8 protein-coding genes and 1 pseudogene are annotated in these 12577 nt (G+C 63.1%); 8 read left to right on the forward strand and 1 reads right to left on the reverse strand.

The annotated features are described in order from the left end of the window. The first annotated feature begins 81 nt into the window (after window positions 1-81). Window positions 82-334 (forward strand): annotated as a pseudogene (locus KWO_RS21260) (hypothetical protein). Window positions 335-408: 74 nt separating this feature from the next. Here the strand turns inward: KWO_RS21260 and KWO_RS21265 are convergent. Beyond that, a complete protein-coding gene (locus tag KWO_RS21265) occupies window positions 409-2640 on the reverse strand; it encodes an NADP-dependent isocitrate dehydrogenase (RefSeq protein WP_010372423.1) in 2232 nt (743 codons plus the stop codon). A gap of 203 nt (window positions 2641-2843) precedes the next feature. On the opposite strand from KWO_RS21265, the gene KWO_RS21270 reads away from it, so the two are divergent. The 7 genes from KWO_RS21270 (at window position 2844) to cas1c (ending at window position 12567) form a co-directional block, all read left to right on the forward strand. After that, window positions 2844-4544 carry an SWIM zinc finger family protein gene (locus KWO_RS21270; protein WP_010372422.1) on the forward strand — a complete coding sequence of 567 codons (1701 nt, stop codon included), beginning with the start codon at window positions 2844-2846 and terminating at the stop codon, window positions 4542-4544. 163 nt (window positions 4545-4707) lie between these two features. Continuing rightward, entirely contained in the window at window positions 4708-7002 is a 2295-nt protein-coding gene (locus KWO_RS21275; RefSeq protein ID WP_010381913.1) for a CRISPR-associated endonuclease Cas3'', read from the forward strand. A gap of 485 nt (window positions 7003-7487) precedes the next feature. Next, window positions 7488-8162 (forward strand): type I-C CRISPR-associated protein Cas5c, encoded by a 675-nt coding sequence (gene cas5c, locus KWO_RS21280; RefSeq protein ID WP_026113148.1) that lies wholly within the window; start codon window positions 7488-7490, stop codon window positions 8160-8162. Then, entirely contained in the window at window positions 8159-10003 is a 1845-nt protein-coding gene (gene cas8c / locus KWO_RS21285; protein WP_010381903.1) for a type I-C CRISPR-associated protein Cas8c/Csd1, read from the forward strand. The genes cas5c and cas8c overlap by 4 nt, the downstream gene beginning before the upstream one ends. After that, window positions 10000-10878: a type I-C CRISPR-associated protein Cas7/Csd2 gene (cas7c, locus tag KWO_RS21290; protein ID WP_010372412.1), complete on the forward strand. Its 879-nt coding sequence runs from the start codon at window positions 10000-10002 to the stop codon at window positions 10876-10878. The genes cas8c and cas7c overlap by 4 nt, the downstream gene beginning before the upstream one ends. A 19-nt stretch (window positions 10879-10897) precedes the next feature. Then, window positions 10898-11530 carry a CRISPR-associated protein Cas4 gene (gene cas4 / locus KWO_RS21295; protein ID WP_010372410.1) on the forward strand — a complete coding sequence of 211 codons (633 nt, stop codon included), beginning with the start codon at window positions 10898-10900 and terminating at the stop codon, window positions 11528-11530. A gap of 2 nt (window positions 11531-11532) precedes the next feature. Continuing rightward, the gene (gene cas1c, locus KWO_RS21300; RefSeq protein ID WP_026112596.1) at window positions 11533-12567 is read left to right on the forward strand and encodes a type I-C CRISPR-associated endonuclease Cas1c; all 1035 of its coding nucleotides are present in this window, start codon (window positions 11533-11535) and stop codon (window positions 12565-12567) included. The last annotated feature ends 10 nt before the right edge of the window (window positions 12568-12577 follow it).

The following is a 12577-nucleotide window of genomic DNA, read 5'->3' on the forward strand; positions in this document are numbered from 1 at the left end:
CAACACCCACTTGTAAAAGCCTCGCTTTTATGTCCCCTAGCCTGCGCCTACTGTGGATTCCACTCAAGTGGAGGCCGGGTCATGCGCATCTTTACCGAGCTGTTGTTCCAGCATGGCCACATTGCCGATGCGGCGCTCGCGCAGCGTCTGGCGGAGCCGGACGCGGCTTTGGAGCCAGTGGAGCAAGTGAAGCCGCGGGAATCCATCGCAACGTCCGCACAGGACCCACAGACTGCCGGCGATACCACGCAGCAGACCCGCGCGAGCGGCGCATGGCGCGGCTGAGCCGGCGCCTGGTGCGCGAGAGATCACGGCATTGTCGCCATTACGCTGAAACGACAAGGCCCGCCTCTAACGAGACGGGCCTTGATGGCAGCGCGTCGATGCACTGACACGCGGTGCGTTGGTTCAGGCCTTCAGCGTGGCCAGGATGTCGTTGAAGGTCTTGCTTGGACGCATTGCTTCGCTGACCTTGGCCAGATCGGGATGGTAGTAGCCACCGATCTCGACCGGCTTGCCCTGCGCGCCGTTGAGCTCGGCCACGATGGTGGCTTCTTTCTCGGTCAGGGCCTTGGCCAGCGGTGCGAACTTGGCCTGCAGCGCGGTGTCTTCGGTCTGCGCGGCCAGGGCCTGCGCCCAGTACATTGCCAGATAGAAATGGCTGCCGCGGTTGTCGAGCTCTCCAACTTTACGCGCCGGCGACTTGTTGTTATCGAGGAACTGACCATTCGCGACATCTAGCGCCTTGGCCAACACGGTGGCCGACGGGTTGTCGTAGCGGTTGCCCAGGTGTTCAAGCGAAGCGGCCAGCGCCAGGAATTCACCCAGCGAATCCCAGCGCAGGCAGTTCTCTTCGACGAACTGCTGCACATGCTTGGGCGCCGAACCACCGGCACCGGTTTCGAACAAGCCGCCGCCCGCCATCAGCGGCACGATGGAGAGCATCTTGGCGCTGGTACCCAGCTCCATGATCGGGAACAGGTCGGTGAGGTAATCGCGCAGCACATTGCCGGTGACCGAGATGGTGTCCTGGCCTTTGCGGATGCGCTCCAGCGAGAAGGTCGTCGCGTCCACCGGCGGCAGGATGCGGATATCCAGGCCGTTGGTATCGTGATCCTTCAGATACTGCTCGACCTTGGCGATCACCTGCGCATCGTGTGCGCGTGCCTTGTCCAGCCAGAACACCGCAGGCGTCTCGCTCAGACGTGCGCGCTCGACGGCGAGCTTCACCCAGTCCTGGATTGGCGCGTCCTTGACCTGGCACATGCGCCACAGATCGCCGGCTTCCACTGCGTGCTCGAACACCGTCTTGCCATTGCCATCGGTGACCTTGACGGTGCCCGCAGCGGACATCTGGAAGGTCTTGTCATGCGAGCCGTATTCTTCGGCTTTCTGCGCCATCAAGCCCACGTTAGGCACCGAGCCCATGGTGGACGGATCGAACGCGCCGTGCGCCTTGCAGTCATCGATCACCGCCTGATACACGTCGGCGTAGCAACGGTCCGGAATCACCGCCTTGGTGTCCTGTAACTTGCCTTGTGCATTCCACATCTGGCCGGAGTCGCGAATCATCGCCGGCATCGATGCATCGACGATCACGTCGCTGGGCACATGCAGGTTGGTGATGCCCTTATCCGAATTGACCATCGCCAGACCCGGACGCTGCGCATATTCGGCCTGGATATCGGCCTTGATCTGCGCTTGCTGGTCTTCCGGCAACGTGCCGATGCGTGCGTACAGATCGCCGATGCCGTTATTGGGATCGAAGCCGACCGACTTGAGCGCATCGGCATGCTTGCTCAGCGTGTCCTTGTAGAACTCGCCGACGACCACGCCGAACAGCACCGGATCGGAGACCTTCATCATGGTGGCTTTCAGATGCACCGAAAACAGCACATCGCGGGCCTTGGCATCGGCGATTTGCGCGTCGATGAAGCTGGCAAGCGCGCGCTTGCTCAACACCGCAGCATCGACGATTTCGCCAGCCTTGACCGCGACCTTGTCCTTCAACACGGTGCTGCTGCCATCGGCACCGACGAATTCGATCTTCAGCGTGCCGGCGTCGGCCAGCGTGGTGGACTGCTCGCTACCGAAGAAGTCGCCAGACTCCATGTGCGACACGTGCGACTTGGATTCGCTACTCCACTTACCCATGCGGTGCGGGTGCTTGCGTGCATAGTTCTTCACCGACAGTGGTGCACGGCGATCGGAATTGCCTTCGCGCAGCACCGGGTTCACCGCACTGCCCTTGACTTTGTCGTAGCGCGCCTTGACGTCTTTTTCGGCTGCATCCTTCGGCTCGTCCGGATACGCCGGCAGCGCGTAGCCCTGGCCTTGCAGTTCCTTGATCGCCGCCTTGAGCTGGGGCACCGAGGCGCTGATGTTGGGCAGCTTGATGATGTTGGCTTCCGGCGTGGTAGCCAGCTCACCGAGTTCGCCGAGGTCGTCGGCAATCTTTTGCGTCTCGCTCAGATACTCCGGAAACAGCGACAGGATGCGCCCGGCCAACGAAATATCGCGCGTTTCGACCACAATGCCGGCGGTATCTGTGTAGGCATCGATGATCGGCAGCAGCGACTGCGTGGCGAGGTAAGGTGCTTCGTCGGTGAGCGTGTAGAGGATCTTCGGTGTCTTCGACATGGTGCGGGATAGGATCTCGGAGGAAAGGAGAGACAGTGATGACAATACGTGAGGGTACGTTGCCGACTGGATCGCGGGCGGCATCGGGGAGAACGCCCCCGATCGGTATGGCCCACGATTGTCGCGCGTCCATCCCGTTCTGGCAAAATTCGGCTCGACCATCCTGCCACTGCGCCATTGGCGCGGATTTCGCCCATACCTGCATGACAGCCCGCTTTTCGCCTGCCGACCTCGATCGTTCCTTCCTGCTCGGCATCACCACGCCCAGCTACTATGCGCGCGGCCTGGTCTATGCAGATCAGGAACGCGTCACCTTGCAGACGGTTGAGCCGCTGCGGGTGGACGCTATCGTCAGCGGTAGCGACGACTATGCCGTGGAGCTGGTCTGGCGAAATGGCAGCTTGCGGGGGCGCTGCGACTGCCCAATCGGTCAGCAAGCGGAATTCTGCAAGCACCAGGTGGCCGTTGCCCTCAGCTGGGCACGGACCAGTGCCGACCCCAACTCCCAAAAACGCACCAAGCGCACGACTGCCGGCATGCCAGTGGCCGAATCCAGCGATCGTGTATTGCAGCACTGGTTGTCGACGCTGACCCCACAAGCCTTGCAGGCTTTGATCCTGGAGTCGGCTGACAACGATGCCCAGTTGCGCAAGCGTCTGCTGAGCCAGGCACAACTGGCAGTCGCACCCTTGCAGCAGTGGCGCAAGGCGATCTCCACCTTGCTTGGCCGCAAGCGATACATGGACTGGAGCGCCACCATTGCCTATAGCAAGCGGTTGAGTGTTTTGCCGTCATTACTGGAGCAGGCGCGGCAACGCGACCCGCTGGCGGCGCTAGATCTGCACGAGTACGCGTTCAAACGGTTGCTGGCGATCTACGAACAGGTCGACGATTCGCGCGGCGATCTGGGCGAGCGCCTGCGTGTGTTGGGACATGCGCACCTGGAGGCCGCGCGTGCAGCCGGCACCGCTACGCTCGGCGATCGCCTGTTTAAGCTGCGCATGCTCGACCAATGGAGCCTGCTGCGCCCCTTGCGGGACTATGCCGCGTTGCTGAGCGCTACGGACATCGCACGGCTGCAACACGCGGCACTGGAGATCCTGCATGCCCGCGGCAACCGGGCGCGGCGACTGTCGGCCGAGTCGCTACTCGAAGACACCGCGCGTTGCGGCGGCAGCGTGGATGCCATGCTGGAGTTCTTCGCCCACACCTGTTCCAGCGGCTGGGATCACCTGGAGATGGCGCGCCGCTGTGGCGAACACGGGCGCCAGCGCCAGGCCTTGGAGTGGCTGGAACGCGGCGTCAAGGCCGACCCGCAAGACGGCCGCCTGCTGGCCGCGTTGGCGACAGCTTACGTGCGTGATGGCTTTCCTGAGGATGCGTTGACGTTACGCTGGAAGGCGTATCTGCTCATGCCCAACGAAGAGACCTACCTGGCCCTGCAAGAGGCGGCATCGCTGCTGGACGCCTGGGAGGCATGGCGCGAACGTGCATTGCAGGCGCTGGACACCAAAGCGGTGCCGCGCTTCATCGATGCGCACGATACCCGCATCAGTCTGCTGCTCGCCGAGGGACAGATACAGCGCGCGCTGGAACTGGCAGCCGACCAGACGCGCAAGCTCCCATTGGGAACCTTGGAGCACCTGCTGCCGGCGGCCGAGACGTGCGACCCGGCCGCCGCGCTTAGGATTTGCCATACCATGATCGGCATGCACATCGAGCGCACTGATCGCCAGGGCTACGTGGCGGCGATCAGGCTGCTTCCCACGCTGCAGCGCCTTTACCAGCAACAGGGTGGGCAGGGTCATGCCGCATTCCACGCCGAACTTGTCCGCTTGCGCCAGCAATACCGCGTCAAACGCACGTTCATTGAATTACTGCACAAGCGGTTTCCTGCACCCTAGGTTATGCACAGCAGCGAGATTGGACAGCCGCAGACTGCGACCAGATGCGGCGCGCATCGGCAGAAACCGCGCTGATGCACAGCGGCGGCGCGATGCAGACGCTCCGCTGCAGGGGCAGACAGCATCGGCCTGCTCTCACCAAGGCCCCAAATGGAGCAACGCCATGGAATTGTTTGCGCATTCGAGCAAGCGGCAGGATCGCAGCGATTGGCAACGGCTGGCCGATCACCTATTCGCCGTCGGCGAACGCGCCGCCAGGAATGCCGCACCGTTTGGAGGCCAACTTCTGGCCGGTCTGGCCGGACAACTGCACGACCTTGGCAAGTACACGCAGAAATTTCAGGCCCGGCTGGACGGTGACCCGGCCCGTGTCGACCATGCGACCTGGGGCGCTCGGATCGCCTGCGAGCGCTATGGCACCGCCGGCACCCTGCTCGCGTACGGCATCGCCGGCCATCACGCCGGCCTGGCCGATGGACGACCAGGACACCCAGCGCAATCACGCCCTTCGCTGCACGAGCGCCTATCAGAGGACTACCGCGAACGGGAACTGCCACCGCTGCTGTCGGACTGGGAACGGGAGTTGTCACTGCCGGCCAAGCTGGCGTTGCCGGACGGCTTTATTGGTCATCCGCGCCAGGAACGTCGCCCTTTCCAGCTCACGGTCCTGACGCGGATGATCTTCTCCTGCCTGGTCGATGCCGACTTCACCGATACCGACGATTTCTATCGCCGCCTGGAAGGGCGCCAGTCGCGTGCGGAGGAAACCGGCACGCGTCCGATCCTGCCAGAATTACGGCAATGCCTTGATGCGCACCTGGCTACATTGCCCACCAAGGGCGGCATCAACCCCTTGCGCGCGCAGATCCTGAGCGAAGTTCGTGCCAAGGCCGGCATGCGTCCTGGTCTGTTCTCCCTCACCGTACCCACCGGCGGCGGCAAGACGCTGGCTTCACTCGGATTCGCCCTGGACCATGCCATCGCCCATGGATTGCGCCGGGTGATCTATGTGATTCCGTTCACCAGCATCGTCGAACAGACGGTGCAGGTGTTTCGGCACGCATTGGGCGTGCAGGAGCGCGACGACATCGTGCTGGAACACCACAGCGCCTTCTTCGACGATCCGACCAAGGCACCGCAATCCATCGACAAGCGCAAATTGGCCATGGAGAACTGGGATGCGCCGATCGTCGTTACCACCGCAGTGCAGTTCTTCGAGAGCCTGTTCGCCGATCGTCCTTCCCGCTGCCGCAAGCTGCACAACATCGCCGGCAGCGTGGTGGTTCTGGATGAAGCACAGACCCTACCGCACGCATTGCTGCGCCCGTGCGTGGCGCTACTGGACGAACTGGCGCGCAACTACCGGGTCAGTCCGGTGTTGTGCACCGCCACGCAACCCACGCTGCGCCTGGATCAGGGCTTCGCTGGGGGTCTGGACCACGTGCGAGAGCTGGTGGACGACCCACCGGCGCTGTATGCACGGCTACGACGCGTCCAGGTGCGCCACGTCGGCACGCTCGACGACGCTGCGCTGACCGACCACCTCCGGCAACGCGAACAGGTGCTGTGCATTGTCAACAATCGTCGCCACGCGCGGCACCTGTTCGACGCGATCGCCGACCGACCCGGTGCAAGGCACTTGACCACGCTGATGCACGCGCGCCACCGCAGCGCGGTGCTGGCCGAACTGCGCGAAGACCTGAAAGCAGGCCGGCCATGCCGGCTGGTCGCCACGAGCTTGATAGAAGCGGGGGTGGACGTGGACTTCCCAACGGTGCTGCGCGTTGAAGCCGGTCTGGATTCCATCGCCCAGGCTGCCGGCCGCTGCAACCGCGAAGGCTTGCGGCCGGTAGAGGTCAGCCAAGTGCAGGTGTTCACGCCGGCCAATCCCGACTGGGCACCGCCAAAGGAACTAGACCTGTTTGCAGAGGTCTTCCGTGGCATCGAGCGTACCCACCGCGACGATCTGCTGGCGATGGACTCAGTCACTGCCTACTTCGCGGAACTGTATCGTCGCCTGGGCGATGGACGGCTCGACTGCGAGGACGTGCTCGGCCTGCTGCGCGATGCCGACATCAAGGGTTTGCCGCTGGACACCCTGGCGCGGAAATTCAAGATGATCCAGACCACCATGCGGCCGCTGATCGTACCGTATGCTCCCTACGCCGAAGGCTGCGACAAAGAGGTGCCCGAGGTGGCCGACATCCTGCGCCAGCTCGAACATGCAGAACACTTGGGCGTAGCCGGCGCCGCTCGTCGACTGCAGCCGTGGCTGGTGCAGGTGCCCGAGCAGGCCTACCGCGCGCTGTGGCAGGCCAATGCCATCGCCCCGGTGGCACAGGCGCGCTATGGCGAACAGTTCGTGAGACTGGTCAATCCAAGACTGTACGACCCGCGATGCGGGCTGCGCTGGGACGACAGCCCACAGTTCCTGGCAGCCGAGGCTCTTGTCTATTGAACAGACATCTTCCTTCTCCAAGACTCATCAAATTCACCTTCACTGAAAAACCACCCGAAGGGTACACTTAGATCTTGCAAAAGCAACAAACACGCGGTAAAAGAACGACGGTCGCCGTTGCAGCGGCGACCGCCGAGAACCGAAAGCCGCTCCTTGGCGGGATAGGCCCAGTGCCGACTGCGTCGGCAGGAGGTAGTGATGGTTAGCCACCATTCGATCAGAAGAGTCTGAAGCTTTCGGCGCATGGCGCGTTTCAAGCGCCATGCGCCGAACACGCTAACGTCAGCGGCATATTTAGGCAATAGCAGGTCACTTCCCCAATTTCAAGAAGTGTGGATTGAAACACTGACAACCCTACCCGTAGGGATCTGCCATCTCTCCCTCGCCGGTTTCCCGGCAAGGGAGAGTTTTTACACTTAAATCTCAGCTATTGAGATTTGAATGGAGCAGATTTAACTAACTCACGCCAAACTGGGGAAACAAGGATGAGTTACGGAGTGAAGCTCCACGTCTGGGGCGAACGAGCGCTATTCACGCGCCCGGAAATGAAGGTGGAACGCGTCTCGTACGACATCATCACGCCATCGGCGGCGCGCGGCATCCTGGAAGCAATCCACTGGAAACCGGCGATCCGCTGGGTGGTGGACAGCATTCAGGTGCTCAAGCCGATTCGCTTCGAGTCGATCCGCCGCAACGAAGTGGGCGGCAAGCTGTCTGCCGCCAGCGTGAGCAAGGCGATCAAGGCCGGGCGCACCGATATGTTGGTGAGCTACGTCGAGGAGGACCGCCAACAACGCGCCGCCACGCTCCTGCGCGAGGTGGGTTACGTGATCGCTGCGCACTTCGAATTGACCGACAAGGCGGGCGCCGACGACAACGTCGGCAAGCACCTGGACATCTTCAACCGCCGTGCGCGGCGCGGGCAGTGCTTCCAGGCCCCGTGCCTGGGAACGCGCGAATTTCCGGCCAGCTTCGCGCTGATTGAGGACGACGCGGCGATGCCGGCTGCCGATGCAACGCTGGCCGGCGAGCGCGACCTGGGCTGGATGCTGCACGACATCGACTTTGCCGACGGCATGACCCCGCGCTTCTTCCGCGCACGCATGGTCGATGGCCGGGTCGAGGTGCCAGCGCCGGAAAACGGTGGGGTGCGCGCATGATCCTGTCCGCACTTGCCGACTACTACCACCGGCTGCTGGACGATCCCACATCGGGGATCGCCGCGCCCGGCTACAGCCAGGAGAAGATCGGCTACGCCATCGTGCTGGACGGCGGTGGCCGCGTTGTGGCCGTGGAGGACGAACATGACTACGAAGGCAAGAAGCGAATTCCGAAGTCAGTTTCCGTGCCCGCGTCATTCAAACGCCCCGGAATCGGGACCAATCCGTTCTTCCTGTGGGACAAGACCAGCTACGCGCTCGGCGTCAGTGCCAGCAGCAAGCGCAGCGCGCAGGAGCACGCTGCATTCAAGACCTTGCACCAGCAGGCGCTGGGCGGCAGCGAAGACCCCGGCCTGCGTGCGCTATTGACGTTCCTCGACACCTGGTCGCCCGCGCAATTCGCCGATCATCCACAGTTTTCCCGGTACGGCGAGGCGCTATTGGATACCAACCTGGTGTTCCGCCTGGAGGGCGACACCGGCTATCTGCATCAGCGCGCCGCGGCGCGCGCGGCATGGGAGCGACTGCAAGGCCAAAGCGCCGACGGCGTGTCCGGCATCTGCCTGATCAGTGGCCATTTCGCGCCGCTGGCTCGGCTGCATCCGCCGGTCAAGGGCGTCAATGGAGCACAGAGTTCCGGCGCATCAATTGTTTCGTTCAATCTCGACGCCTTCACCTCCTACGGCAAAAACCAGGGCGAGAACGCGCCAATCTCCGAACAGGCCACCTTTGCCTACACCACCGCGCTCAACCATTTACTGCGTCGCGACCCACGCAACCGGCAGCGGCTGCAGATCGGCGACAGTACGGTGGTGTTCTGGGCGCAGGCCAGGACGACCGCGCACGCTGAGGAGGCCGAAGATCTGATCGCCGATTTCCTGCGCGGTGGTAAAACAGAAGGCCCTGGCATCGCCGACGGCCAGGCCACCCAGCGCCTGCACCTGGCACTGGAGCAGGTGCGACAGGCACGTCCACTACGCGAAATGGACGACGCACTGGACGACGAGGCCCGCATCTTCGTACTGGGCCTGGCACCCAACGCCTCGCGCCTGTCGATCCGCTTCTGGGAAACGCAGACGCTGGCCGGCTTTGCCGCACGGCTAGCTGCCCACTACCAGGACCTCACGCTCGAGCCGCCAGCCTGGAAACGCCCGCCTACGCCGCAGTTTCTCGCCCTGCAGACCGCGCCGGTCTACGGTGAGCACAGCAAGCCCAAGGCCGAGGACGTCTCGCCGCTGCTGGCCGGCGAAGTCACCCGCGCCATCCTCGCCGGCACCCGCTATCCGCGCAGCCTGCTCGGCGGCATCGTCATGCGCTTCCGCGCCGATGGGCAGGTCAACCCGCTGCGCGTGGCCTTGTGCCGGGCCGTACTGGCACGCGAGGCACGTCTGAACACGCAACAAGGACTGTCATCCACCAAGGGAGAGCCCCCCGTGAGTCTCGATACCGCCAATACCGACCCCGGCTACTTGCTGGGCCGGCTGTTCTCATCGCTGGAAAACCTGCAACGCACCGCACTGGGCGGGCAGGTCAACGCCACCATCCGCGACCGTTACTACGGCGCCGCCTCTGCAACCCCGGCGAGCATTTTCCCGGTGCTGTTGCGCAATGCGCAGAACCACTTCGGCAAGCTGCGCAAAGACAAGGCGGGCCTGGCGGTGAACCTGGAAAAAGAAGTCGGCCAGATCATCGACGCACTTCCCGCCAGCTTCCCGCGCAGCCTGCCCATCCATGAGCAAGGCCGTTTCGCCATCGGCTACTACCACCAGACCCAGGCGCGCCTCGCCCGCAACAACGGCCAGGACGCCCCAGACACCGCTTCCGAAGGAGAACCCGCATGAGCGCCATCGCCCACCGCTATGAATTCGTCTACCTGTTCGACGTGACCAACGGCAACCCCAATGGCGACCCCGACGCCGGCAACCTGCCGCGCCTGGACCCGGAGACCAACCGCGGCCTGGTCACCGACGTGGCGCTCAAGCGCAAGATCCGCAACTACGTGGCGCTTGAGCAGGAAGGCCAGCCCGGCCACGCGATCTACATGCGGGAGAAGTCGGTGCTCAATAGTCAACACGAACTGGCCTGGAAGGCGTTGAACATTCCGCCGGACGAGAAGGAAAAGTACAAGAAGCTCCCCAAGGACCAGGCCAAGGCCCAAGAACTCACCTCGTGGATGTGCAGTAACTTCTTCGACGTACGCACCTTCGGCGCGGTGATGACCACCGAGATCAATACCGGCCAGGTCCGCGGCCCGGTGCAACTGGCCTTCGCCACTTCGGTCGAACCGGTATTGCCACTGGAAGTATCGATCACCCGCATGGCGGTGACCAACGAGAAAGACCTGGAGAAGGAGCGCACCATGGGCCGCAAGCACATTCTGCCCTACGGCCTGTATCGCGCGCATGGCTTTGTGTCGGCAAAGCTGGCCGAGCGTACCGGTTTCTCCGAGGAAGACCTGCAACTGCTGTGGCGCGCATTGACCAATCTTTTCGAGCACGACCGCTCGGCCGCACGCGGCGAGATGGCCGCACGCAAACTGATCGTATTCGAACACGAACACCCGATGGGCAACGCACCGGCGCATGTGCTCTTCGACAAGGTCAAGGTCGAGCGTATTGACCAGGCGGACCAGGGACCGGCACGCAGCTTTTCCGATTACCGGGTGGTGATAGACCACGCGCTTCCTGCCGGCGTAAGCGTGACCGAACTGTTCTGACAATCAGGAGAGCGGGACCATGGACGACGACGACCTGATCCCGCTCTCTGCCCTACAGCACTACCTATACTGCCCGCGCCAATGCGCGCTGATCCATGTCGAACGGCAATGGGCAGAGAACAGGCACACCGCTGAAGGCCGGCTGCTGCACGAACGTGCCGATGTGGCACACACGCAGCGCAGGCGTGGCGTGCGCACCGTCACCGCGATGCCGCTGCTGGCGCTCGAACTGGGCATCACGGGCAAGGCCGATGTGGTCGAGTTCCATCACGATCCCGCAGGGGAATTCGCGTTCCCCGTGGAGTACAAACGGGGCCGACCCAAGTCGCACCGGGCCGATGAGGTACAGCTGTGTGCCCAGGCACTGTGTCTGGAGAGCATGCTCAAACGCCCAGTAGACGCCGGCGCGCTGTTCTACGGGCAGACTCGCAGGCGCAAGGACGTGGTCTTCGATCCAGCGCTGCGCGAGCTCACGCAGCGCACCATCGCCGAAACCCGTGCACTGCTGTCTCATGGCCTGACGCCCGGTGCGCGCTATGACAGCAAACGCTGCGATGCCTGTTCATTGATCGACCTGTGTCAGCCGCGCCTGCTCGGCTGCGGCAGCGTGGACACCTGGCTGCGTCGACAACTCGATGCTGAAGAGGAATGACGATGCGCCGCCAACTCAACACCCTGTATGTCACCACCGATGGTGCCTGGTTGCACAAGGACGGTGCCAATGTCGTCCTGAATGTGGAGCGGCAAGAACGCACACGATTGCCGGTTCACATGCTGGAGAGCATCGTCTGCATCGGACGTGTCGGAGTCTCGCCTCAGTTACTCGGCTTCTGTGCCGAGCAAGGCATCAGCATCTGTTATTTGACTCCGCAAGGGCGCTTTCTCGCGCGTGTCGAAGGCCCGGTGTCCGGAAATGTGCTGCTTCGCCGCGAACAGTACCGATGCAGCGACGATCCCGTGCGTTGCGCCGCGATTGTGCGTCACCTGCTGGCAGGAAAAATCCACAACCAGCGTGCCGTCCTGGCGCGCGGCTGGCGCGACCACGGCGAGCGCATGATTGATATCCCCGCCTTTCAACACGCACTCAAGCGGCTCAAGCGCATTCCACAGCGCCTGCTCATCGAGACCAGTGTTGACGTGCTGCGTGGCCTGGAAGGCGAGGCAGCGCAGTCGTATTTCGGCGTCTTCGGCCAGCTGGTGCGCACCGAGGCGCCGCTGCTGCGCTTTGGCGGACGCAATCGCCGCCCACCGCGCGACGCCTTCAATGCGTTGCTGTCGTTTCTCTACACCTTGCTGACCCACGATTGCCGTTCGGCCTTGGAAACGGTTGGTCTGGACCCGGCAGTCGGCTTTCTGCATCGCGACCGACCAGGACGGCCAAGCCTAGCCCTGGACCTGGCAGAGGAATTCAGGCCCTTGCTTGGCGAGCGCTTGGCACTGTCGCTGATCAACCGCCGGCAATTGAACGAGCGCGACTTCCAGGTCTTCGACAACGGCGCGGTTCTTCTCAAGGATGATGCGCGCAAGACGGTGCTGATCGCCTACCAGGAGCGCAAACGCGAACAGCTTCAACATGCCTTCCTGGGCGAAAAGATCGACATCGGCCTACTGCCCTTTGTGCAAGCACAGTTGATGGCACGGCACCTGCGTGGCGATCTGGATGGCTACCCCTCTTTCTTCTGGAAATGACGCGACTCAA

This window comes from Xanthomonas vasicola pv. musacearum NCPPB 4379 (genome assembly GCF_000277895.2).
In the GTDB taxonomy this organism is placed as follows: Bacteria; Pseudomonadota; Gammaproteobacteria; order Xanthomonadales; family Xanthomonadaceae; genus Xanthomonas; species Xanthomonas vasicola.

Bases quoted from the DNA above. Each gene is read 5' to 3' on its own strand.
- KWO_RS21265 (WP_010372423.1), bottom strand. From the start codon at position 2,640: ATGTCGAAGACACCGAAGATCCTCTACACGCTCACCGACGAAGCACCT.
- KWO_RS21270 (WP_010372422.1), top strand. From the start codon at position 2,844: ATGACAGCCCGCTTTTCGCCTGCCGACCTCGATCGTTCCTTCCTGCTC.
- KWO_RS21275 (WP_010381913.1), top strand. From the start codon at position 4,708: ATGGAATTGTTTGCGCATTCGAGCAAGCGGCAGGATCGCAGCGATTGG.
- cas5c (WP_026113148.1), top strand. From the start codon at position 7,488: ATGAGTTACGGAGTGAAGCTCCACGTCTGGGGCGAACGAGCGCTATTC.
- cas8c (WP_010381903.1), top strand. From the start codon at position 8,159: ATGATCCTGTCCGCACTTGCCGACTACTACCACCGGCTGCTGGACGAT.
- cas7c (WP_010372412.1), top strand. From the start codon at position 10,000: ATGAGCGCCATCGCCCACCGCTATGAATTCGTCTACCTGTTCGACGTG.
- cas4 (WP_010372410.1), top strand. From the start codon at position 10,898: ATGGACGACGACGACCTGATCCCGCTCTCTGCCCTACAGCACTACCTA.
- cas1c (WP_026112596.1), top strand. From the start codon at position 11,533: ATGCGCCGCCAACTCAACACCCTGTATGTCACCACCGATGGTGCCTGG.